This window comes from Flavobacterium croceum DSM 17960, assembly GCF_002917885.1.
GTDB classification, from domain to species: Bacteria; Bacteroidota; Bacteroidia; order Flavobacteriales; family Flavobacteriaceae; genus Flavobacterium; species Flavobacterium croceum.
In genome coordinates this window covers 1-23,996 of record NZ_PQNY01000017.1, presented here as the reverse complement: position 1 = coordinate 23,996, position 23,996 = coordinate 1, and the positions used below count along the sequence as shown (strand labels likewise).

General features: G+C 31.4%; 21 protein-coding genes. 14 read left to right on the top strand and 7 right to left on the bottom strand.

Features of this window, described 5'->3' with window-relative positions:
- Window positions 1-2: 2 nt before the first annotated feature.
- From Q361_RS11465 to Q361_RS11435, 7 genes are all read right to left on the bottom strand, one after another.
- On the bottom strand, window positions 3-1,373 hold the full coding sequence (locus Q361_RS11465) for a hypothetical protein (RefSeq protein ID WP_103726875.1): 1,371 nt from the start codon (window positions 1,371-1,373) through the stop codon (window positions 3-5).
- A 115-nt stretch (window positions 1,374-1,488) separates the two neighbouring features.
- Window positions 1,489-3,819, bottom strand: coding sequence for a TraM recognition domain-containing protein (locus tag Q361_RS11460; protein ID WP_103726874.1), 2,331 nt, complete (start codon window positions 3,817-3,819; stop codon window positions 1,489-1,491).
- A 106-nt stretch (window positions 3,820-3,925) separates the two neighbouring features.
- Window positions 3,926-4,831: a hypothetical protein gene (locus Q361_RS11455; RefSeq protein WP_103726873.1), complete on the bottom strand. Its 906-nt coding sequence runs from the start codon at window positions 4,829-4,831 to the stop codon at window positions 3,926-3,928.
- 17 nt (window positions 4,832-4,848) lie between these two features.
- Window positions 4,849-5,394, bottom strand: coding sequence for a hypothetical protein (locus Q361_RS11450; RefSeq protein ID WP_103726872.1), 546 nt, complete (start codon window positions 5,392-5,394; stop codon window positions 4,849-4,851).
- A gap of 69 nt (window positions 5,395-5,463) precedes the next feature.
- Entirely contained in the window at window positions 5,464-7,833 is a 2,370-nt protein-coding gene (locus Q361_RS11445) for a type IA DNA topoisomerase (protein ID WP_103726871.1), read from the bottom strand.
- Between the two features lie 54 nt (window positions 7,834-7,887).
- Window positions 7,888-9,144 carry a relaxase/mobilization nuclease domain-containing protein gene (locus tag Q361_RS11440; protein WP_103726870.1) on the bottom strand — a complete coding sequence of 419 codons (1,257 nt, stop codon included), beginning with the start codon at window positions 9,142-9,144 and terminating at the stop codon, window positions 7,888-7,890.
- Entirely contained in the window at window positions 9,134-9,526 is a 393-nt protein-coding gene (locus Q361_RS11435) for a plasmid mobilization protein (RefSeq protein WP_103726869.1), read from the bottom strand. The genes Q361_RS11440 and Q361_RS11435 overlap by 11 nt, the downstream gene beginning before the upstream one ends.
- A gap of 672 nt (window positions 9,527-10,198) precedes the next feature.
- Between Q361_RS11435 and Q361_RS11430 the strand changes: the two genes are divergently transcribed.
- The 14 genes from Q361_RS11430 to Q361_RS11365 form a co-directional block, all read left to right on the top strand.
- The gene (locus Q361_RS11430) at window positions 10,199-10,957 is read left to right on the top strand and encodes a ParA family protein (protein ID WP_103726868.1); all 759 of its coding nucleotides are present in this window, start codon (window positions 10,199-10,201) and stop codon (window positions 10,955-10,957) included.
- Window positions 10,958-10,961: 4 nt separating this feature from the next.
- Complete coding sequence (locus Q361_RS11425; protein WP_103726867.1) at window positions 10,962-11,303, top strand: hypothetical protein; 342 nt, start codon at window positions 10,962-10,964, stop codon at window positions 11,301-11,303.
- 22 nt (window positions 11,304-11,325) lie between these two features.
- Window positions 11,326-11,631 carry a hypothetical protein gene (locus Q361_RS11420; RefSeq protein WP_146047012.1) on the top strand — a complete coding sequence of 102 codons (306 nt, stop codon included), beginning with the start codon at window positions 11,326-11,328 and terminating at the stop codon, window positions 11,629-11,631.
- Window positions 11,632-11,672: 41 nt separating this feature from the next.
- Complete coding sequence (locus Q361_RS11415) at window positions 11,673-11,996, top strand: DUF4134 family protein (RefSeq protein WP_103726865.1); 324 nt, start codon at window positions 11,673-11,675, stop codon at window positions 11,994-11,996.
- Window positions 11,997-12,003: 7 nt separating this feature from the next.
- Window positions 12,004-12,279 (top strand): hypothetical protein, encoded by a 276-nt coding sequence (locus tag Q361_RS11410; protein WP_103726864.1) that lies wholly within the window; start codon window positions 12,004-12,006, stop codon window positions 12,277-12,279.
- Between the two features lie 9 nt (window positions 12,280-12,288).
- Complete coding sequence (locus Q361_RS11405; protein WP_103726863.1) at window positions 12,289-14,709, top strand: TraG family conjugative transposon ATPase; 2,421 nt, start codon at window positions 12,289-12,291, stop codon at window positions 14,707-14,709.
- 19 nt (window positions 14,710-14,728) lie between these two features.
- Window positions 14,729-15,331 (top strand): hypothetical protein, encoded by a 603-nt coding sequence (locus tag Q361_RS11400; protein ID WP_146047011.1) that lies wholly within the window; start codon window positions 14,729-14,731, stop codon window positions 15,329-15,331.
- A gap of 3 nt (window positions 15,332-15,334) precedes the next feature.
- Window positions 15,335-16,303: a hypothetical protein gene (locus tag Q361_RS11395; RefSeq protein WP_103726861.1), complete on the top strand. Its 969-nt coding sequence runs from the start codon at window positions 15,335-15,337 to the stop codon at window positions 16,301-16,303.
- A gap of 3 nt (window positions 16,304-16,306) precedes the next feature.
- Window positions 16,307-16,924 carry a conjugative transposon protein TraK gene (gene traK, locus Q361_RS11390; protein ID WP_103726860.1) on the top strand — a complete coding sequence of 206 codons (618 nt, stop codon included), beginning with the start codon at window positions 16,307-16,309 and terminating at the stop codon, window positions 16,922-16,924.
- Window positions 16,908-17,873, top strand: a complete 966-nt coding sequence (traM, locus tag Q361_RS11385; protein ID WP_103726859.1) for a conjugative transposon protein TraM — start codon at window positions 16,908-16,910, stop codon at window positions 17,871-17,873. The genes traK and traM overlap by 17 nt, the downstream gene beginning before the upstream one ends.
- Window positions 17,874-17,876: 3 nt before the next feature.
- Entirely contained in the window at window positions 17,877-18,794 is a 918-nt protein-coding gene (locus tag Q361_RS11380) for a DUF4138 domain-containing protein (protein WP_103726858.1), read from the top strand.
- A gap of 24 nt (window positions 18,795-18,818) precedes the next feature.
- Window positions 18,819-19,328: a conjugal transfer protein TraO gene (locus tag Q361_RS11375; protein WP_169929298.1), complete on the top strand. Its 510-nt coding sequence runs from the start codon at window positions 18,819-18,821 to the stop codon at window positions 19,326-19,328.
- Between the two features lie 16 nt (window positions 19,329-19,344).
- Window positions 19,345-19,770 (top strand): TraQ conjugal transfer family protein, encoded by a 426-nt coding sequence (locus Q361_RS11370; RefSeq protein WP_103726856.1) that lies wholly within the window; start codon window positions 19,345-19,347, stop codon window positions 19,768-19,770.
- Between the two features lie 33 nt (window positions 19,771-19,803).
- On the top strand, window positions 19,804-23,996 hold a 4,193-nt coding region (locus Q361_RS11365), incomplete at its 3' end, for a beta strand repeat-containing protein (RefSeq protein WP_146047010.1).

Sequence of the window (23,996 nt, the reverse complement as noted above, 5' to 3'; positions counted from 1 at the left end):
ATTTAGTTATATATTAATATTTCGTTTTTTTCCACAAGTTCAGTAAAATTGGCTATGCGATTGCCAAATTTATTTTGATTCACCCAGTTCATATATTTGGGTTTCTCAATGATGATTGTGGTTTTTTTGTTGAATATTTTACACAAAGCCGTTTCTATTTTATAAAACGTTTTGTAGTTCTTCGGAACATTGATCAGTAAATTATCGCTTGCATCGGTACTGACTGTTATAATCAAATTCTCCAAATAGGTATTGGAGCTTCTCCCTAGTGCATTAAGTGAATATTGTATGATATCATTGTTGATGTTTTTTATTTCTTTAATCATATCCAAATACTCTTTCTCATGCGCTTTGTCAATCACAATAGAAAATGTATTGTTGTAGTTATGGTTAAATTTTATATTAATATCAAGTAGATACGAAAGCAATTTAATCTCTTTATCAAAGTTTATATTCTCGATACTTAGTGAAAGGTATATGTTGTAGTAATTAAATTGTTTGAGTTTCTTTTTAATGATTTCAATTGTACTTTGATTGATATCATAAATTGATATATAATACCTTTTATCGCCACAGTAATCACTATGGGCTAAAGCTTCAATAGGACTATTGACAATGGTTACTTTGGTGGTAGCATTGACAAATTGCTCGGGAGCTTCAGAATGCCATATACCTGTTTTATCGGCTCCAGGTACAAAAAAGTCAATGATTTTTTGATTGCCTTCTTCGAATTCTATGACATTGATGGAATGCAAACCGCATTCATTATCATCAATATCATAAATAGGAAACGATATATTAACAGAATTATACAATTTTTGGTTGATTTTTAAGCCTACAGTACTGAATATTTTATTTACAAATACAGCATCTTGAATGGTTTCTGCACTGATATTAAAGTAATCAAATACTTCGTAGGAAAAAATATCATCTTTGGCATTATAATAAGCTGTAAAAGCATTTTTTACAATATTTTTAAACTGTTGCTGTGTAATACTTTGGCTTAACGCTGTATCAGGGATATCGCTGTCTTGTTCACTGATAAAGGCGATGAGTTTTTTACAAGCTTCAATTAAATTATCTTTATCGGCATCAAAGAAGAAATACGGTTCTAATAATTCAATACGATTGGTTACAAAATTGATAATATCTCCTTTGTCTTTAAAGGACATCGAGTAATAGGTTGTTTTACCTTCTATATTACTAAGAAGTATTGTATCGTTTACAAATCCCATGTTTTTTTCGTAAAAAGCTATCGCTCCATCTGGGAGGTTCCTTTGTGTTTTTACATAACCATTTTTGGTTAAGTATTTCTCAAAATCACAATGTTTGATGATTTTGGGTATAATTTCATTTAATTTAATTGCAACCATTTTGTTTGATTTATATAATGTATAAACTTAAAAACATATATATTTTAAAGTTTCAAATACAAAGTTACATATTTTATATATATTTTATTGATACATTATACCAAGTGTAAATCAATTACTCTAGTTCTTCAGGTTCTACATTATCGAGTTCAATAGGTTTTGCATTTTTTAAAATCGCACTGATAAAACCTTGATTGAGTTGTGTTTCATTCTCGTTGCTCTGAACGGGTTCTTGCATTTGTTTATAATACATGGTTTGATTTTCAAAATCCATTCCGCTATCCGAAAAAGTATCAATCGGTGGAAATTCCTCCATAGGGGGTATTGCTTCTATGGGTGGTATCGGCTCAGTATAAGGCTCTACACTTTCTTCGGGCTGGTCTTCTTCTCCAAAGGTTGCATCTTGCGTGTCTTGTTGGTATTGCGCTTGAAGATTCTCTTGGTCCTTTTCTAGTGCTTCATTGGCTTTTTCATAATTTTCAAGATTAATTCTCTCGCATTCATCTTCAATTAATTCTCGGACTTCATCTTGTATTTTCTTTTGGTAATCAAAGAGGTACTGTGCATCAATCTCAGGGTGTAGCATCGGCACCTCCAATGAACCTAAATCACTTTTTGAAGGCGACACCATTCCTCTAAAAACTTTATGCGGTAGGGGTTGTTTGAAAGTATCTACCAAAATACCTACAAATTCTCCTTGAGAAAATTGGGTAATATCTTCAGGGGGTATCATATACTCTCTGTTGGTATTAAAAGAGGTTGATGTGCTTTCGTTATTTATCGATATACTTTGGGTTTGGTAATTCATCTTCCCCACGTTCTTTGCGATGCGCTCGGCTGTTTCATTCGATACGGCTCCTGAAACTACATTACCAATTGTGGAATAAATCGTTTCGGCTATTTCTTTGCCATACTCTTGTACAAGTTGAGAATAGTCTTGTACTGCAAGAACCGTACATACTTTATTACTTCTACCTGTTGCTATAAGTGTGTTCAAGCCGTTTATAAATATTGTTGGCAATTCATCCACATGAAAACAACAAGGAACTCTTTGTTGTGCATTGATTAATTTGGAGGCTTGGGACATATATAGTCCAATGGCAGGTGCGTTGGTTTTTTGGGTTTCAGGGTTGTTGGCTAAATTCAATACCGTTACATTTTCTTTTCTATTTACACGTAAATCTACCCCCGTGTTATCAGGGTCGGTCATAACATAAAACATCTCAGGTGTGGCACATTTTCCAAGAGGTATACGAGCCGATGCGGTTTGACCTGATAATTGCTCAAAGGATTTTTTACTTAACGCATCTGAAAAAGAGGAAGTAAAATAACGTAAATCGGGATAATAATCGAGTATCTTTAAAATTTTCTCGTCAGGATTTTGAATAAACTCAATCAAATGCGGAAAACTACAATATTTACCTTCTTTATAGGTTCTTAAAAACCAAAGAGAAGCAGAAGTAATAGCCATTGCCGACATTTGGAAAAAGTCTTGCGAGGTAGCCGATTTTTTATCAATATTGTAAAATATCGTGTATACGGCATCGATGGCTTGCGCTTTTGTCGTTAATATATTTACCGCAAGCGGATTGCATCGCTCGCTATAGCGAGGGTCGTCAATATTAATTGTGGCAAAGGTAGCTTTGGGGTATTTGGCATACGAACCTTCATCATCTTTATAGCGCATATAATAATTGTAAGCAATATTAGTAAGGGTTGGGAATTTAAAATCATAATTGACAAAGGAAAAACCTTTCATGATAAATTGGCGAATAAATTCTTCATTAAACGAATAGGATTTACCGCTACCAGGTTTTCCAAAAATGATAGAAGCTCTATCGGGTGCAATAAAATTAATATATCCTTGCTCGAGTACAGGTTCCATGATTTCCCTTTTGTTTCTGTTGGTAATCTTATATTCCTTTACATATTGGTACGGAATATTTACCGATAATTCATTCTCTATAAGCTCTTGGGTTTGTTCAAAGGTTTTATTGACTTTATTGAGTCTATCACTCATAACATTTGTTGGCAATAACCTATGCAGATTATTAAAGGATACCACAATAAATAAAACTGATGCTAAAACAAACAAGCAGTAGAAAAAAACATTTAAAAACGGTATAACAAATGCCGTTGATAAAAAAAGTACAGTGGCCATAACAGCATATTGTATGGCTACATTTTTATCCATTTTACTGTCTTTTCTTCCTGTATCTAATAAGACAAAAAGAAAAAGTAAAATGATAATGGCAATTTTAATATACACTGGGTGGTTGAGCAGTCCTGTATTGCGAATAACTTTTAGGATTGAAAATACAAGGGGGTGTTTGTAATTTATCGAGATAAAATACTCAAGATAGTTGTAGTATATATCCACAACGAAAAAGAAAAATGCAAACCCCATACCGAGTTGTTTGTATTTTTGAAATTGGTCTTTATCCATACGAAACTTTTTATAATGAATGATGAAAATTTTAGCAATAGTAAAGCCCAACTATGGAGTTGGGCTAAACCGACTTTCTATTGCCACATAGATTAGTAATTAAATACTAAACCTTTACGGTTTTAGTTTTTTTTTGAGTTTGTTCTTCTGCTTTCTCTTTGATTAAACCAAATTCTAAGGCTTTAGCATACGAATAGGTTTTAATGCCATCTGCCTTGTTTGATGCAGCAGAAACAGCCATGTAAATTTTTTCGTTGTTTTTTAAAGTAACTACGGCTCCTTCTCCTTTTTTTAATAGGTTTTGAGCTTCTTCTGAAACTGGAGTTCCAAATACAAATTTGATATTTACATCACGTTCTCCTTTGGTAACAACTTGGTTTAATTTTGGGTCTACTGAAACCCATAAATTAAAATCTTTTGCTCCTGATTTAAAAGCAACAAGTCCAAGCTCTCCGGTTGTTTTTAATTGACTTTTCTGCGCTTCTGTAAGTTCTTGTCCATAAACGGGTTTGTCTAAATTGAGTTCTTTAAACTTCGTTATATGATTAAAAACAGGCAAACCATCGGCATTGCGTTTAAGTTCAAATTTTCCTTCTACAGTTGCCATATTGTCCTTAATTTTTTTGGCAAATTTTACAAGGTCTGTACGATTTCCAAGCATTAATGAGGTAATCATATCTTTTTCAATAGACGCTTTAAAATCAGGTGTGTTTTTCTGCGCTTCCATAATTTCAGTGTAAGAGAACTTCGTCCAAATCTTGAGTCCTTCTTTGTTTTCAAAAAACAAAGGTTGCAATGATTTTACATCGGTGGTAAGTTCAGATACATCTTTAAAGTTTTTTACTTTCATCAGAACCTGGTCCTTATCGATATTCTCGATAGTTCCAATATACTTTTTTCCTTCGTAAGTAGCCACCACTGGGTCGCCTTTTGCATATACTACTACTTGTTTGTCATTGGCATCTTTTGCCGATTGAACAGGAATGTCTTTAGGGTCTTTTTCTTGAGCCATACTGTAAAATTTTAAAATTAATTATTAGTGTTTTCCCAATGGGAGATTGTTCGATTGGATTGTTTTTTGTGCAATTGGTCTACTGCTACTGGGGTAAGTAATGAAAGAGAATTTTTGCCAAGAAAAAAACTAAAATCAGCCACAAGTGCAATCTCTCTTTTTTGGGTTTTGATTTCTAGTTTATTTTTTTGAGAATATACTTTGGTATCATAAGCATTAAGGGTAATGTCTTTGCCTTGATAGAGTAATTCTTTTTGTTCATTCGAGAGAGAAAGCTCCAGTTCGGTTGCCTCAAAAAAAGCATCTTTATCTACGATAATAAACATTTTTAGTTCTTCATCAAAGAGATACCCAACTCCTTTATGATATACATAAGCCTGTTTAGGCGCTTGGCTTAAAACAGGCTTAACATTTTTTACAGGGTGTAACCCTCCTACATTACACAAACGAAAACGTTCTTTTGTTTGAGGGTCTAAATATACTTTAGAGTAAAAACCTTTGGGTAATTTTTGATTTTCTTGCTTGGCTTTCTCCAGTATCGTTTTGTCGTTACTTTGTTCCATAAAATAGAAATTTATAAAACAAAGATATAAATATTTTATTTATGTTTAATTTTTTTACATATATTATTATTATCTTTTTGGATTTTCAAACTCCATTTGTACCTTAAAAGCACTGTCCAACTTTAATACAGCACTAAAAGTACCTTTCTTACCTACAAATGTGCTTTTCTTTATCGGCTTACCCCCTACTAAAGCTTTTACATCGGAAACGGATAGTTTGGCTTTAGCTATTTCTTTAAAAATAGAAAAGTCGCATCCTGTTTCTTTGTATTTTGTACAGCTGTAACTCAAATTAAATTCTTTAAGTGGTGCTTTGCATTTCGGGCAGTTCCCCAGTTCAGGTGTTTCAAAAGCAAATGAAAGTGTATTGTCAGTTCCCACAACCAAACACGCATCAAATTTTTTACCTTCTTTCGAGGTAAAACCTTTGATAGTTTTCGATTTCTTTGTACTAAACAAGGCTAAAACTTCTGCCGTAGGTATTGTTTTCTCCGATATGGTTTTCCAAATAAACGGCATAGAACAGGTTTTGGGTTTGTTTTCTTTATCTTGGGTATTACTACAATAATACCCTTTAGAATGCTCTATAATAGCTCCTCCACAATGGCAAACCCCCAGTGAGGCAGTATTTTGAAAACTTGCAATATTTACTTCTTTAATCGCTTGAACCAAACCACTGGTAAAGCTTTGAATTTGTTTGTCAAACAAAGTTTTGTCAAATTCGTTTTGTTCCATAAGATACAATCGATGTTCCCAATCACCCGTAAGTTCAACCTTTGCTATGTCTAATTCCTTTATAGCTTGGTAGATTTTCAAACCTTTATCAGTAGGAACTAACTGTTTCTTATCTCTTTGAATGTACTCTCGTTTAAGTATATTTTCAATAATTGAAGCTCTTGTGGCAGGAGTTCCAATACCTGCTTGTTTTAAGGATTGGCGCAGTACTTCGTCCTCCACTTCCTTAGCACAGGTTTCCATAGCAAGAAGCAGTGAAGCTTCCGTGTACAAACTCTTGGGTTTAGTATAATGGGTTGTAAGATGCGATGCGCTTAATCCAACCTGCATACCAGGCTCTAGTTTTGGCAATACCCCTTGCGGTTCATTTTCCTCTTTCTCTTGTTGTTCATCTACTGATTGTAAGGTCCTCCACCCTTTTTTCAATACCACAACACCTTTTCCTTGAAACAATAAACTGCATGGCTCTACTCTACAACTAAAACTTGTTACTTCTTTTATACAATCCTCAGCGAAAGATTCTAAAATGCGTTCTTTAATCAAATTGTATATTGCTTTGTGTTTCGGGGTTTCAAAATCGCTCTCTTTGGGTTGAATGCTTGTTATTAGTAAAGCATGATGGTCTGTTACTTTAGAATTGTTGATACACTTGTATTTTTTTTCTGTAATACCTGCGCTAAGTAATTCTTTGGCTCGCTCTGCATATCTATCACCCTCAAGAGCCAAACATTGCATAATCTCTTGCACTGTAGGTAACATATCCTCACTAATATAACAACTACCTGTTCTTGGGTAAGTAATGAGTTTGCGCTCGTACAAACTCTGGGCAATGGCTAAGGTATCAGAACTCGTATAAGCATAGCGGGTATTGGCTATCCTTTGCAGTGAAGTTAAATCATGGAGTAAAGGCGGAGTTTCACGCATCTCTTTTTTCTGCACATCAACAATCTCGGCATTCTTTTTATCCTGTAGTAATAGATGATGCGCTTCGAGTTCTTGGAGTACATCAAAATGCTCACTTAAGGCATTAAAACCAATGGATTGATACGCTAAATCAAGCTTTATAGAATAATACGGCGTGGGCTTGAAATTTTTATGCTCCAGATACCTTTGGCATATCATCGCTAAGGTAGGGGTTTGCACCCTTCCAAGACTCAACAAACCTTGATTTACTTTACTTGTAAGGGTCATAGTTGCATTTAAACCAACCAAATAGTCCGCTTCATTACGACCTCTAGCTGCACGATAAAGAGCCTCAAACTCCGCTCCATCTCGCAAATTATCAAAACCTTCAGCTATCGCACTCGGGGTTAATGAACTGATCCATAGCCTTTGTATGGGTTTTGTGCATTGTAAATAATCATAGATGTACCGAAAGATAAGCTCTCCCTCTCTCCCTGCATCTGTGGCACAGATAATGGTGTCGCTCGTGGTAAAAAGCGAATCAATAACCTGAATTTGCTTAAGTACACTACTATCTCTAGGTTCTAAAGTAAATGAATCAGGAAAGAAGGGCAAACTAGATAAGGTCCATTTTCCTGTATAACCTAATTTTTCCATAGGTTGTATTTGTACCAAATGTCCAAATGCCCATGTAACTTGATAGTTATTTCCTTTAAAATAACCATCTTCTTTGGAGTTTGCTCCCAAGAATTGGGCAATCTCACGAGCCACTGAAGGCTTCTCTGCTAAAACAGTAATCATATATATATTTTATTTATTTTTTACAAATATATATATATTATTATTATCTTTTCCTTATCTTCTTTTTTTGCGCTTTTTCGGTGGTTTTAAACCAGGTGTTTGTTGTGGTGCATCCACTTGGTTTGCCACACTTTCCATAAGCAACGAACTCAATAGTCCATCAAGAAGTACAGCTCCAGCACTCGGTGCTTCTCTTTGAGTTCGTGGTAAAGGAGCACTTGGTTGTGCATTGGATTGAATTGCATCGAGTTTCTTATTATCATAAATATACTCCATAATCCTTTTAGTACTCATATTAAACTCTGACGCATTATAACGGTTTCCTGTGGCATAATCAGTAAACACCATGCCATATACCATGCCCTTGTTTTTCTCTGCCTCAACTCTTTTCACTTCAAGCTTAATACCTTTTTTGCGTAATAAAACCTCTAAGTCTGAAAGTTTCATAAACTTATCTTTAGAGAGTGTATCAATGACAGATTTTACTTTACCTTTTACTTTAGAGTGTCCTACTTTTTTTGATTTTTCATTCACTTCGAATTGGTATTGTAAAGCAGGCGATGAGAAATTTACATCAATCTTTACTCCTTCCAACCCCACAGAACTGCGTTTAAATTCTTCAAGTTCAAACACAAATGTATTTCCAGTTTCCGTTGCTATACGTTTGATGTGGTGTTTGGAAAGCATCGCATCAAAATCGGCATAATCAATAGGTTTTTGTTTTACCACATCAGAAATAGCCTCATGAAGCAAATCCTTAGCACTATGTACACCATATTTTGTGTGTGAAACAATACGCTCCTGTAACGACTGACCTGTAACGGCTTTTTTTCCCTTTTGTTTGACAGCTACAGTTAAACCGTATTTATACTCCAAATCTCTTGATATGGATTGACTTCTACGAAAAATATTACTATCCGATATACGCTTACCTTCAATGGATATACTGCTACTTACAATATGGATATGTGGGTGTTCTTTATCATAATGCCGATAAATGGCAAAGGGTTGGTGTCCATAGCCAAGTTCATCCATATAATCTTGTGCTATTTGAAGTAAACTATCATTGTCAATTTTGTCTTCTTTTACAAAGTTTAAACTAATATGAATATTAGGTTTACTAACTCTAGTATTCATCATATTATGACCTACAAGGGTTGCAACTATCGTTTCATAAGAAGTAGAAGCGATATTATTCACCCCCAATAATTCTGCTTTTTTATCCTGATTAAAGTCTTTTTCTTTGGTCTTATCATGGTTGTATTTTACCATACCTTCTACAAATTTTCCAAAAGATATTTTAGCTATCATGTACTAAAGTTGCATTTATTTTTATATATAATTCTTCAATTTCTTGCAATGTTTTGTGTAATTCTAAGAGCAATTTCTTATCAATAAATTGAAGTTTTTCACGATTTAAATGCTTAACCAATTGATTAAGATTAGTACCAATTCGTTTGGATTCACCAAGTAAATGAGAACGCATTAAAAACATAGAATGGTCTAAAGTATAGACTTGATATTTATTATTGATAAAAATATCGATAAACATATCCGTGCGGTTTTTATAATTTGATTGCTCAAACAAGGCATCAAGTTTATTTTTTTGGTCATCATTAACTAAAAATTGTATACGATGCGACTTGTGTATCTCTTGTTTGGGTCTACCTGTTTTTTTCTTGTATGGTTCCATAGAAATAAGGTTTAATTTATTGAATTATTAAAATAAGTTTGACTTGAAAAACACGACTTCGGAGTGTTTTTAGTCCTCAATATCCAGAGGATTTGAGGCAAGGTAAAAATTGCAAATTTTTAGTTTTTATGCTAATAAAAACACACCTTGCTTTTTTAATTAAACTTATTTTTCAAAGATAAACAAAAAACCAGTATAAACAGCTACCATGTTAAATAAATAGGTACGAAGTTGAATAAATAGGTACGAAGTTGAATGAATAGATACGAAGTTGAATGAATAGATACGAAGTTGAATAAGTAGGTACTATGTTAGATGTTAATCATTCCTTTTATTTATGTTTTAACTAGATATATAAAGAAAAACATAATTACATGAATATGGAAGTGTGTAAATATGTATAGAGTGATACAAATGTTTAAGTGTACACATTTATGAATATCTAAATATACACATATATATGTATTTATGTGTTTACATAAATACATATATATGTGTTTATGTATTTGATTATATATGTTCATAGATAATTGCGCACATACATAAATACATATTTAAGTAAGCATTTATTTATTTGTGTGTGTAAATATTTGCTTAAATATTTAGATAAATATTTGCGTGTGTAAATATTTATGCTACATTTGTAGTGTCTTAACATTAAAACTTTAAAAAATGAAAAAAGGTAAAATTATCGCATTTATTAACCAAAAGGGGGGAGTAGGTAAATCTACATTAGCTTGTCATTTTGCTACTAATTTGTACTTGAATTATAACCCAAAAAAAGAAAATAATTTTGTCGCTGTCTATGATAGTGATAACCCTCAATGGAGTTTGAACTCTTGGAGAGAAGCCGAAATGGAATTTTTAAATTCTCCTGATAGTCAATTTTTCGTCAATAAATTGAATTCAGTGTATACAGAACACGACAATGGAGATGGATTTAGTCCATATAAAATATACAAAGGGGATTTAGGTTCTTTTATTGATAAACATGCAGATAAATTAAAATCTTTGTATCAATACACAATACTTGATGTAGTTGGAACTGTAAATACTGAAGGTATGAGTCTTGACCTTTTTAAAAAAATTGATTACATAATCATTCCTATGTCTACTAACTTCGAAACAGTAAGAAGTACTCTTGATTATGTTCGTTTAATTATCGCTCCTTTGGCTTATAAAAACGAATTTGAATACAAGATATTATTAAATGATGTTCCAAGTAATCAAACAACTGATGTTGCACATATTAAAGATTCATTAAGACAAATGAATTATTCATTTTTTGACACTATTATCAATTCAAGAGAAAAATATGTGCGAATGAATATTCATTATAGAAAAGACGGAATTTTAAGTACTCTATTGCCAAATTACGACAGGGCAATTGGAAGTGTTGTTGAAGAATATTTACAATCAATAAAAAACTAAAATTATGGCAAAAAGTAGAACAAATTTTATTTCACAGGTTATTGAAAAGAGGGCGTCGATAAATGATTTAGAAAATGAACTTGAAACAGGACTAGAAGAAGTAGAAACTGAAAACATAAAAACAGAAGGGAAAAAATTATCTATTTTTTCTAAAATAACGCCAAAAAAAGGTGTTAAATATGACTCTCAAATTTACACCAGTAAAGAGGTTGCAGATAAGATAAAACTTATTGCTAACGTAAGTAATATACCTGCGGCTCATATTACAGATTATATATTAAGTGAATTTATAAAAAAGAATAAAGATACCATTAATGAATTTTTAAAAAGCAATTCTTTTATTTAAGGTTATGAGTACGTTTTTAAGTATGAGCATACCGATAATACTATTGTATTATTGTTGGTTCTATTATTACTATTATTATAGAAACCAAAGAAAAAATAAAAATGTAAATATTTTAACTAAGAAAAATAATAATATTGAAAATATTACTATCTTTGCTCAAAATGAAAAGGTATTGGAAACTGATATCTATGATGTAGAGATAGGCATTACCAAATCTGAAACCAAAACGGATTGGAAAAAAGCTTTAAAGGAATTAGAAGATGTGTCACATCAGATAAAACACGAAAAGCAAATAGATGAACTTCTTAAAAAGCATGATATAAATTAGTTTTCTCCTTTTCATAAGTAATAAACTTAAAATTAATATTTATGAAAAAAAAACTGTATGTATTAGTTCCTCTATTTTGTTTAGCATTTAATGCTTTTGCACAACAACCTGCACAGAGTAATACTTTAACTACGGCTTTGCAACAAGCTACAACCCAGACATCATCATTAGCTAATTCTGTAAAATTATTTCTATATGCTTTAGCCGCTATAGTTGCTTTGTATGGTGCTTTTAAAGTATTTACTAAACATCAAAATGGAGACCAAGACACTTCAAAAGCTATGGGACAATGGGCCTTTGCTTTTATCTTTTTAGTAGTTGCAGGTTATGTTATTGGTGGTGTTTTTGGTGTTTCTTTAAACTAATTACCAAATGTTTATTCCCTTTAAAAAGGTAATTACCCCTGCTGCCGTAAAAGGCATAAGAGGTGATTACCTTATGTTTTTTATGATGAATATAGCAGGAGGCTTACTGGTAATCTTTTTGGCTGTAGTTATACCTATAAATACATTTCTTAGACTTTTAATTGCATTAGGTGTTATAGTTTATTTGTTACATAAATACAATTCTTTTCGGAAATTATCGAAAGGTGATATTTATAAAGAAACCAAAAAAAATGCAAGAAAGAATATATATATTAAATCATAATAGATAAGTATGCTAAAAAAAACAACATTAGACTCTATAAGACCTGTTTGGGAGTTTTTAGATAATGATACAGTATTGATGCGAAATGGGTCATACTCAAGATGCTTTGAGTTGGAACTCAGTTCAATATTTACATTGAATAGAGCAGATTATGAAAAAATCAATGAAGAATTTAATTCAATTCTGAATCTTTTACCTGAATACAGTGTAATTCATAAAATGGATATTTATGAAAATAAAACTTTTAATAAAACAACATCTAGCGAAAACTTTTTACAAAAGTCTTATTTTCAAAAATACTTAGAAAAAAATTACTTAAATCATAAATCATATATTTTCATATCTAATACTCATTCTAATATTTTTAAACAATCTTCATTAAGTTCTGTTTTGTTTAAAAATAATATTATTCCAAAAAAACAAACAGATAATCAAAACCTTGAAAATTTTGATACAATTGTTAATCGTATCATACGGTTGTTAAACGATAGTAAGTATTTCAAGATAGAACCATTAGACATTCAGCAAATAAAACGATTACAACAGCAGTATGAGTCGTTAGATTTTACAAATAAAATTGCTACATCTGATATATATCAAGATAATTATAAAACAAAAATTGGTAAAAAATCAGTAGCTGCTTTGTCAATAAATTCTCTAGATTGTCTACCCAATGAATATGATATTGTCTATCGTGATAACAAATTTTCTACTGAAAAAAGTAATATTAATTTTTCGTTATTTCATCCAGTAGGGTTGGGGTTAAATTTTGAACACATTACCAATACTATTTTTATCAAAACTGACAAAGAGGCAATTAAAGAACTTATCACAAAAAATGAAAAACTAAACGTAACCTTTAGAAAAGCCGACCTTTCTAATGAAGATAATATAAACGATTCCTTAGCATTTAAACAACAAATGGAAAAGGGGTTTTATCCAATAAATTACCACGCAAACATTTTAATATATGATGAGGATATAGAAAATTTAAAAGTTAAGATTGATAAAACCATTTCTTCTTTAAACCAAATTAAAATAACTCCAAATATTTCAGAAAACGAAATACTACCACTTTATTGGTCTTGCTATCCTGGTAACGCATCGGACATTGGTTTTATTGACCAAACATTTCTCCTTCTTGATAATCAAGCATCAGCTCTTAATATATACGAAACAACAAATAAATCTGATGTTTCAGAATTTGGCGTTTACCTTATAGATAGAATAAGTGGCTGTCCATTATTTGTTGATATATCTGATGTACCAATGAAATTGGGACTTACAAATAATAGAAATAAAATAATCATTGGTCCATCAGGTAGTGGTAAATCTTTTACAACAAATCATTTAGTAGATAGTTATCTAGCCACAGATACACATGTGGTAATTGTAGATGTGGGTCATTCTTATGAACGCTTAAACAAACTGCATAAAGGAACCTATCTATCATATGAAGAAAATTCACCAATAAGTTTCAATCCTTTTTATACAGAAATTGACAGTAATTTAATTGAAAAAAAAGAAACTTTAATTGCACTAATTTTTACTTTATGGAAGATTAATACTTCTGGAACTGCTGATGAAGATGCAATCATTAGAGAAGGACTAAATGAATATTATGATTATGTAACCAAAAATAATGCATTTATGTGTTTCAACACATACTACGAATTTATGGTTGAAATATTTCTTCCAAACTTGCCAAGTGAAACAAAAGCATTGTTTAATAGTGCTTCATTTCAAAATGTGTTGAAAAAATTTTACAAAGGGGGAGAATTTGACTATTTATTAAATTCCAAGCAAAATATTAATCTATTAAACGAAAAGTTAATCATTTTTGAATTGGACAATATAAAAGACCATCCTATTTTATTTCCTATAGTATCATTAATGATTATGGAAACTTTCATTACAAAAATGAGATTATTGAAACACACAAGAAAAGTAATAATTATTGAAGAAGCCTGGAAAGCCATTGCAAAAGAAGGCATGGCAAACTTTTTAAAATACCTGTTTAAAACGGTAAGAAAACACTTTGGGGAGGCTGTAATCGTTACCCAAGAACTAGAAGATATCTTAGGTAATGAAATCATAAAAGATACTATATTAAAAAATTGTGGAGCTAAGATTCTACTAGATATGAGAGAGTATGCTTCAAATTTTCTTGAAATCCAAAAATTATTGTCTTTAACCGATAAATCCAAAGACTTAGTGCTTTCTCTAAATCAAAATCTATTGCCTGGAGATAGATATAAAGAAGTATTTATTGGATTAGGTAATGAAGGAAATGTGTATGGTGTTAGTCTATCAAAACAACAATACGCTTGCTTTACCACAGAAAAAAAAGAAAAAAACATTATTGATAATGATATTGAAAAATTCGGTGATATAGAATTAGCACTTCAAAATTATTCGGAAAAATTATAAAATCTTTAAACCCAAAAATATGAAAAAACAAATCTTAACACTGCTAAGCATTCTTTGTGTTCAATCAATGTTCTCACAAATGGCTGTATATGATGCATCGGCAAATGCAACTGCTGTTGAAACTAAAGCTACTGCTGCTCAAACTTTGGCTAAAACAACAGCTATGTTGAAAGAGCTTACGATATTAAAAGAAAAATACAATGAAATGCGTGATGATGTGGAAATGGTTTCTGATGTCATATCAACAGGTATGGAAATTCAAAAACTCATTACAACTTTAAGTAATATGAATAACAATGTTGAAACAGCAGTAAATTACATTTATCAGCAAAGCCTTATTTCTACAGAAGAAAAAATAAAATTAATAGATGCCTTTTATATTTTAGCAAATAAAGGTTTAGATGCTTTAGATAAAGCCACTGATGTTGTGACAACAGGAAATTATAAAATGACAGATGCTGAGCGATTAAACATATTGAATGAAACACTAAAAGAAGTCAATAGGCAAAACAATATAATCATCTATTTTTTTCAGAAACTAAAATCATCTGTCAATAATGTTAAACAAAAAAAGAATAATACTAGAACCGTAAATAAATTATACAATGATACTAAAAGATAGATTATGGTAGATAATATAAATAGTTTTTTAAATGCTATACTAACGGATTTTTTAAATTCAACCAGTAATTTTTTAATGTATGCTAAATTAATTGCTGGTTTAGGAGCGCTTATTGTTTCATTTGTTACATTTCGTAAAATTCAAATGGAGGGCGATGTTGATGGTTCTATCAATAGCTTTGTTATAAAAGTGGTATTAGTTTCATTTGGAATTTCATTCTATGGAACGTTTGTTGGTTTAATAAATAAACCATTAGAATTAATGACTGAGGGAATTAAAAGTGTTTCTCAAGCACAAACACAAGATACAAATAATATATTTGCAACAGTTATCGAGGGTGGAGACACTAGCCAAAGCACAACATCAACCAATGAAGAATATCAAGCAGAAGTTAATGATGCTTTAAATCAAGCAGGTATGAACAATGCAGGTTCAGGAAATCCTGATTCAGAAAGTATATTAAATCAAACCTCTAGTGCTGATACTTCGGATATGTTTTCCAGTTACATTTACAATGCTATATTTAATGTGCTGTGTTTTATTGCGAGTATAGCACTTGTCATATTAAATATTATTAGAACTTTTATTTTGATTATATTATCAATGTTCGGCATTTTTGTTATAGCTATATCCATGTATCCTGGATTTGAAAATTCGTTTTACCAATGGCTTCAAAAATACATTAATGTTTATTTATGGTTACCTATTGGTTATATATTAGACAGTGTTTTAGCAAAACTTTTTTCATACCAAGGCATAACAAACGCCTCTGTAATGGATCAAACAATTGCTAGTACTGCTCTAATAAACTTAATGGCAATATCTTGTATTTTAGCCTATACACAAATTCCTACAATAGCCAATTGGCTTATATCTGCTTCAATGGGTAATTTTGCATCAAAAGCACAACAATCAACAGTTAATTATGTCCAAAGTGCAGCTAAAAATTTAATGAAAGGACCAAATTCATAAAACATGAAAGAATTAAAAAATTTAGATTACTCAATCAAAACTTTTCGAATATTCGGAATTGCAGTTATTCTTATTTGCTTTGTGTTTAGCATATCCGTTTATTTTTATTCAATGAGTCTGGTTGAGAAAAGTAAGGATAAAGTGTATTTACTTAATAACGGAAATGCTTTAGAGCTCGTTAGAAGTAGAAACCTATTGGATAATGTAAAAGCAGAAATTAAAAGTCATGTTACAATGTTTCATGAATTTTTTTTCAATCTTGATCCTGATCCTCAAGATATCAAAAAAAGAGTAACCAAAGCCTTAAATCTTATCGATGATACAGGTAGACAATTAGAGTCCTCAAGGAATGAAAGTATGTATTATCATAAAATGATAGAGGGAGCTATTTCTTCAAGGTTTTATTTAGATTCAATATCATTACAACAAAATAATAATATCTATTATTGTAAGATTTTTGCCAAGCAAAAACTTGAACGTTCCTCAAAAATAGTTTTTAAAAATTTAATAGCTGAGTGTAGGATTAGACAAACAAGTAGAACTGATGATAATCCACATGGATTACTAATTGAAAATTACTTAATAAAAAATAACGAAACAATAAATGAAATCAATAAATGAATTTTTACAGAAAAATAAAAAACTCATGTTTATTGCTCCAATTGCAATAGTTGCTTTAGTTTTTGTCGCCAATGCAATGACTCCAGAAGCTACAAAAGTTGAAAACAAACAATTGTTAGACACTTCATTGCCAAGTTCTGATTCAACAGCTTTAAGCAATGATAAACTTTCAACTTATCAAGAGTTAGAAAATTATAAAAGAAGTCAAGAAACGGACCAAAATTATAATACAGATTTAAGTATAGAAGATGTTTCTGTTTCCTCTACTACTTCTTCTCCAACCAAGCCAAATTCTGTTTATCAAACAAGTACAACAAATGATAAATTAGATATAATGCTTAAAAAATTAGAAAAAGAGCAAGCTAGTAGAAGAAGAATTAGTAGTAAACCAAGAGAAACAAATAGTTCTACAGCAAGAGATGAATATGTAAGTGCTGAACCAAAAATTCAATATGTAGAGCAAAGCAACAATATCCCAGTTAAAAACAATAATTTAAATTCATTTTTTAAAAAAAATAAAACTGAAGTTCAATTTGATGATAAAATTTTGGCTGTCATAAAAGGTGACCAAAATGTAAAATACGGAGATAGAATAACCATGATGCTTTCTAAAGATTGTACCATAAATAATAAAACATATAAAGCCAATACATACCTGTATGGTTTTGCGAGTTTTAGAGATAATAGATTAATAATTGATGTTTCTAACATAAACAATGATAGAATGAAAATCGTTGTATTTGATGCGCAAGATGGGGGAGAAGGTGTATATGTTAAAAATTCTGTGGTAGAAGATGCAAATAAAGGTGTACAAGATGAAATATCTGATGATATTAATGTAAGTAGAATACCTGGAGGCAATACGATAAAAAAAATGTTTAAAAAGAAAACTACAGAAAAAAAGGTATTGTTGTTGAATAATTACAGATTAATATTAAAAATATATTAAAATATGTTAAAACTATTTTTTCCCTTTTGTTTGTTATTTGTTTTTGGTCAAGCAATGGCTCAACTAGAAAAAGATAAAGAAAATAACATAATTGTTTATGTAAGTTCATCAAAAAATACAAATTTATTTTTTCCAACGCCAATAGAAAGTGGTGTTTTAGGTAAAGATAACTACGAATTTGCTTTTAGTGATGAAACAAAAACAAAACTTGGAATATTAAGAGGTACACAAGGTCCTGAAACCAACTTATTGGTTACTACAATTGAGGGTAATGTTTATTCTTTTATTGTAAGATATTCTGAGGATTTACAGAAACTCAATTACTTCATGTCTTTATCAGATAAGATAGGTAATATGAATGGAGATACTACAAATACAGAAGGGGAAAAAAAAGAAAATAATAATCTAGTTTCAAAAAATATTAGTGTTAATGATTATAATGCAGAGGCAAAAACAATTGAAAGAAAGAATGAAAGTACTAGAGCAAATGAAACTAATGAATTGTATAAGTTTATAATTGAAAAAGGAAGGTATTATAAAAGATATTATAGCGAAGCCACTGGTGTAAAATTACATCTATATAATATTTTTAACGATAATGGTGGAAACTTGTTTTTTTATCTAAAACTTGAAAATTCAAGTTCTGTTACTTATCAAATTGATACAATTGAAATAAATATTGTTGCTAGTAATTCGTATAAAAAAACATCAACTCAAACCATACCTATTGAGCCAATAACGATATACAAAGAATATGCAAATGCACTACCTAATTCATCTTCAGACTATATAATTGTAGTTAATAAATTTACAATAAATAAAGAAAAACAACTCCAAATTAAGTTTTCTGAACTTACTGGAGAAAGAGATTTGGAACTTGTTATTCCTAACCAATACATTAACAACCCTAATTCTAAATAAATGAAAATAAAGTTTATCATATTCTTGATATGTATAATTACATTTCAAACAAGAGCACAAGATGCAGCTATTGCTGTATCAGGTGGTCTTACGCAAAATGGATTTGCAGGAATGCTGTCCTATAATTATTATTATAATAGATATCAAAGTTCCTTTATTCAAGGAAGTATTTTATTTACATCAGCTAAAAGTAAGTCCTATAAAATACCATACAATGAATTTACTTTTAATGCTGGTATGTATTTCTTAGCTTTAAAAAATAGGTCTGAAGCTATAAAAATTACAGTAGGAGCAGGGGGGAGCTTCGGTTACGAAAGCATCAATAACGGATCCAATGAATTATCAACTGGGGAGGTTATTGTTTCCAAACAAAAATTCATTCACGGCGTCTTCGCAGGAGTAGATGCAGATTTTTATTTAAATGATAGACTTTCATTTGTTGTAAAAGCTAATGAATACTATCACTTCAATAGTGATATAGGTAAGTTTTTTCCTTATATGGGAGTTGGATGTAGAATATTTTTAGATTATTAATTATAAAAAAAACTATATGAAAAATTATAAAGTAACACATAAATTAGCATTTATCATCTTATTTATACTAAGCATAGTAGCCTGTACTGAAAATGATGAAGTCCAAAATGAAGTTACAAATGAGCCTGTAATTTTTACAGCGGTTACTCAAGCAGAATGTATGGTAAATCAGTCAATACCAATAAATTTTACATTAACACCTCCAGTAACAACTTCAAACACCACATATTTGATGAACTACGTCCTATCATCAGGCACTGGATATTTAATCGATTTAAATTCAACTATACTACCTCAAGGGGTTTATGATGATGTAACTATAGGAAATTTTACATATACCTACTATCCAACTACAGCAGGAACGCATACCCTTACCTTTAAATTAATGGATAGTAACGGAGCTATTTATACAGCGACAGTGACTATAACGGTATCAAGCTAGAATATTTTAGAATACTATAATAAAAAAAGAATTATGAAAAATTATAAAGTAACACATAAATTAGCATTTATCATCTTATTTATAATAGGTATAATAGCCTGTACTAAAGATGTAGAAGTTCAAGATACCTTTGATTTTGATTTTGATGTTGTAAAACCAACTGAGGCGTATTTGGGGGTAAATTCAAATTGGCAGTTGATTGTATCTCCATCAAGAAAAGTAGATGGGGTAACCTATAAAATGTATTATGAGGTCCTTAATGGATCTGTAGGACACTTTGTCCAAAGTAGTGTTTCTTCCGATTATACATTACCCACATTAAGCACACCTTTACAATATGTTGGTACAACCGAAGGAATACATACTGTTAGAATAACAATTAAAAGTTCAAAAGGAGTTGTTAAAACAAGGGAGTTTCAAATTAAAATCAATTTTCAACCTTTTGTTTTTAATTTAGCTTTAAATACTACTTCTACATTTATCAATACTCCAATAGATTTAACAAGTACAATATTAGATTCCAACAACCAAATAAACAATACAACGCTATATAAATTTGTGTATACAGTGTCTGGAGGAACTGGAATTATTTCAAAAAATGGAACTGATTTAGCACAAGCGGTTCAACATGATTTTAATTTAGGAAACACATCGTTAAAATATAAACCCTCTACATTAGGTACTCATGTTATTACAGCGATAGCCACTGCTCCTGATGGAAATACCATTACAAGGTCTGTTACTGTTGAAGTTACAAATGTACCTGTAATTTTTACAGCGGTTACCCAACCTGAATGTATGGTAAATCAAATTATTCCTGTAAATTTTACCATAACGCCTCAAGTAACAACAACAAATCCAACTTATTTGATGAATTATGTGCTTTCTTCAGGCAGTGGAGATTTACTAAATACAAATACAACTTCAGTAGCTCAAGGAGTTTATAATGCTGTAAATACTGGTAATTTTACCTATACCTATAAGCCAACTACTGCAGGAACACATACCCTTACCTTTGTTTTAAAAGATAACAACGGTGCGCAATATACAGCGACTGCGACAATAACGGTATCAAATGTATCATTTAACCTATCCACATCGGGCGATGGAACACTATTTTTAAATGCGCAAAAAGATTTTTTTACGTATTTAGTTCAAAATGTTCCTGATAGTACTGTATCATACCAAGTTCGATATACCATTGTATCAGGTTCTACGGGTAATGGTAAAGTGTATCACAACTCTAATCTTCTAAATTACGGAGAATTTTACAATATTAATTTAGGTTCAACACCATTAGTTTTTAAAGGAACCTCAATTGGTTCAGTAAACCTTCTTGTAGAAGTTAAAGATAGTAATAACGTTATACATTCCTCAACAGTTGTCTTTAACGTTCAAGGAATAGCTTACACTTTCAGCGGAGCTTCACAATATAATTCTTTGTTTATTGGCGAAAATTCAATGCTTAACTTTAATATAACTGAAAGTGCTTTTTCTGATACTAACTACGAAATGAAGTATCAATTTACACAAGGAAATGGTACTATATTAAATGGCACATCAGAAATGTCTACCAACGTTTACTACCCAGTAAATACAGGTACATTCAATAGAACCTTTACTGCTACAACCTCAGGAGTAGTTAAAATATTATTTACTGTAAGAAATACAACTACTCAAGTCGAGGCAACTCAAGAAATCGTAATTAATGCCAATTCTTCAGCATTTTCATTCTCTGCCACTACCACTGCAACTCAAGGAAGTGTTTCTTCTGCCATTCCAGTAAACTTTATGCTTTCCCAACAAGGTAATGCTCCAACAACATATGTAATGTCTTTTACCACTTCAGGTAATGGCGTATTTGTGTACAATGGCACTACCTATACAGCAGGTCAGCCAATAAATGTTACTCCAGGTTCATTTAATGGAACATACATTGGAAGTACTACAGGAACGCATAACGTTTCGTTTACAACTGTAAATAATAATTTACCACCACAAAGTGTATCATCATCTATATCTATCGCTCTAACTTCTCCTGACTTTAATATTTCCACTTCGGGTGATGGTTCTATGGTAAACAATACCATGAGAGATTTTTATGTGTATCTTACTCAATTAAGTACTACTTCCGTTTCAACCTATCAAGTTCGCTATACAGTTTTAACAGGTTCTACAGGCTCGGGTGAAATTTACCAAAACAATACCCTATTGCCATATGGCGTATTTAATACCATTAATACGGGGGCTACGCATTTAACGTTTAAAGCATTAACCGTTGGTACTATCTCTATTTTAGTTGAAGTAAAAGATAATTTCAATGTAATACATTCCTCAACTGTAGTGTTTAATAGTACAGGAGTAACCTACACTTTTAGTGGAGCTTCACAATTAAATACTGTGTACAATGGCGATAGCACTCCAATAAATTTTGATATAACCGAAAGCGCTCCATCAGGAACGAACTATCAAATTAAATATCATTTTACTCAAGGAACAGGTAATGTTTTGAATGGTTCTACAACTATGTCAGCCAATACATGGTATGAGGCTAATATAGGTGCGTTTTCAAGAACCTTTAATGCAACGGCTGTAGGAGAAGTTAAAGTATTATTTACAGTTAGAAATACTACAACTCTTGTAGAAGCTCAACAACTCATAACAATAAATGTAGCTCAAAGCACTTTTAGTTTTGATGCTTCTAATACTGTAAATACATCAGCTATAAACACATCAATCGGTGTAAATTTCACGCTAACGCAACAAGGTAGTGTAAATGGGGGATATGTGATGACTTTTACCACCACAGGTACAGGTACTTTTACCTATAATGGAACTACCTATACAGCAGGACAACCTATTAATGTGAATGCAGGTAATTATAGTGGTACATATAATGGAAATAGCGCAGGAACTCACAATGTTACTTTCAACGTTGTACATCCTACAAATCCAAGTAATTCGCTCTCAGATACTGTTAGTATGAATTTTACTTCTCCTGGTTTTTCAGTTTCCACTTCAGGCGATGGTTCACTTGTTGTAAATACTATGAGAGATTTTTATGTGTATGTAAACAATCAATCAACTACAGCCAATAGTTACCAAGTACGTTATTCTATAGCTTCAGGTTCTACTGGAACTGGTCAAATATGGTTGAATAACCAACCTGTAAATTACGGAGTATTTTCAAGTATTTCTACAGGTTCAACTTCTCTACAGTTTAAAGGTACTTCTATTGGTATTGTTCACGTTTTAGTTGAAGTAACCGATTCTTTCGGGGTAATTCATAGTTCAACATTAAATTTTGAAGTAACCAATATCGCTTTTACTTTTAGCGGAGCTTCACAAAATAATGGAATTTACATAGGAGAATCAACGCCCTTAAATTTTGATATTTCTGAGGTAAATAATTCAGGTACGGCATACCAGTTTAAATATGTGTTCCAACAAGGTAATGCCGAAATATATGAAGGAAGTAATTTATTGAATGTAAATACTTGGTATCCTACCACAACAGGTTCTTCCTCTAAAATATTCAAAGGTACTTCTCTTGGAACCATTAAAGTAATGTGCTACGCAAGGAATGTAGTTACTCTACAAGAACTCAGTCAGCTTATAACAATAAATGTAAATGAAACTTCCTTTACATTTTCAGCTACACCAGTATCTAATACTGGTTATGTAAACACATCAACACCAATTAATTTTAATATTAACCAAACTGGTACATCAGCCACATCGTATACGATGCAGTTTACAACCACAGGTGGAGGAACACTAACGTATAATGGCACTACCTATACAGCAGGACAGCCTATAGTGGTAACACCTGGAACATTTTCAGCTTCGTACTTTGGAACCACAGCAGGAGCTCACAACATAACCTTTACAGTAACCAATAACAATACATCACCACAATCTGTTAGTACAACAAAAACTATTACTTTATCAGCGCAAGATTTTAATTTATCGACTTCAGGCGATGGTTCGTTGTTTGTTAATACGCAAAAAGATTTTAATGTGTTCCTTTCGCAAATAGCCGTTGATAATAGCATAACCTATCAAGTACGCTATACAGTAGCATCAGGCTCTACAGGTAATGGACAAGTACTTGCTAATAATACCCCTGTGCAGTTAGGAATTTATGCGCCAATTTCACTTGGCTCTACATCTCTGCAATTTAAAGGAACATCGGTAGGAACTGTCAATTTACTTGTTGAAGTAAA

Bases quoted from the DNA above. Each gene is read 5' to 3' on its own strand.
- Q361_RS11435 (WP_103726869.1), bottom strand. From the start codon at position 9,526: ATGGAACCATACAAGAAAAAAACAGGTAGACCCAAACAAGAGATACAC.
- Q361_RS11415 (WP_103726865.1), top strand. From the start codon at position 11,673: ATGAAAAAAAAACTGTATGTATTAGTTCCTCTATTTTGTTTAGCATTT.
- Q361_RS11460 (WP_103726874.1), bottom strand. From the start codon at position 3,819: ATGGATAAAGACCAATTTCAAAAATACAAACAACTCGGTATGGGGTTT.
- Q361_RS11370 (WP_103726856.1), top strand. From the start codon at position 19,345: ATGAAAAATTATAAAGTAACACATAAATTAGCATTTATCATCTTATTT.
- Q361_RS11410 (WP_103726864.1), top strand. From the start codon at position 12,004: ATGTTTATTCCCTTTAAAAAGGTAATTACCCCTGCTGCCGTAAAAGGC.
- Q361_RS11430 (WP_103726868.1), top strand. From the start codon at position 10,199: ATGAAAAAAGGTAAAATTATCGCATTTATTAACCAAAAGGGGGGAGTA.
- Q361_RS11445 (WP_103726871.1), bottom strand. From the start codon at position 7,833: ATGATTACTGTTTTAGCAGAGAAGCCTTCAGTGGCTCGTGAGATTGCC.
- Q361_RS11455 (WP_103726873.1), bottom strand. From the start codon at position 4,831: ATGGCTCAAGAAAAAGACCCTAAAGACATTCCTGTTCAATCGGCAAAA.
- Q361_RS11395 (WP_103726861.1), top strand. From the start codon at position 15,335: ATGGTAGATAATATAAATAGTTTTTTAAATGCTATACTAACGGATTTT.
- Q361_RS11420 (WP_146047012.1), top strand. From the start codon at position 11,326: ATGAGCATACCGATAATACTATTGTATTATTGTTGGTTCTATTATTAC.
- Q361_RS11400 (WP_146047011.1), top strand. From the start codon at position 14,729: ATGAAAAAACAAATCTTAACACTGCTAAGCATTCTTTGTGTTCAATCA.
- Q361_RS11465 (WP_103726875.1), bottom strand. From the start codon at position 1,373: ATGGTTGCAATTAAATTAAATGAAATTATACCCAAAATCATCAAACAT.
- Q361_RS11380 (WP_103726858.1), top strand. From the start codon at position 17,877: ATGTTAAAACTATTTTTTCCCTTTTGTTTGTTATTTGTTTTTGGTCAA.
- Q361_RS11450 (WP_103726872.1), bottom strand. From the start codon at position 5,394: ATGGAACAAAGTAACGACAAAACGATACTGGAGAAAGCCAAGCAAGAA.
- traK (WP_103726860.1), top strand. From the start codon at position 16,307: ATGAAAGAATTAAAAAATTTAGATTACTCAATCAAAACTTTTCGAATA.
- Q361_RS11425 (WP_103726867.1), top strand. From the start codon at position 10,962: ATGGCAAAAAGTAGAACAAATTTTATTTCACAGGTTATTGAAAAGAGG.
- Q361_RS11405 (WP_103726863.1), top strand. From the start codon at position 12,289: ATGCTAAAAAAAACAACATTAGACTCTATAAGACCTGTTTGGGAGTTT.
- Q361_RS11440 (WP_103726870.1), bottom strand. From the start codon at position 9,144: ATGATAGCTAAAATATCTTTTGGAAAATTTGTAGAAGGTATGGTAAAA.
- traM (WP_103726859.1), top strand. From the start codon at position 16,908: ATGAAATCAATAAATGAATTTTTACAGAAAAATAAAAAACTCATGTTT.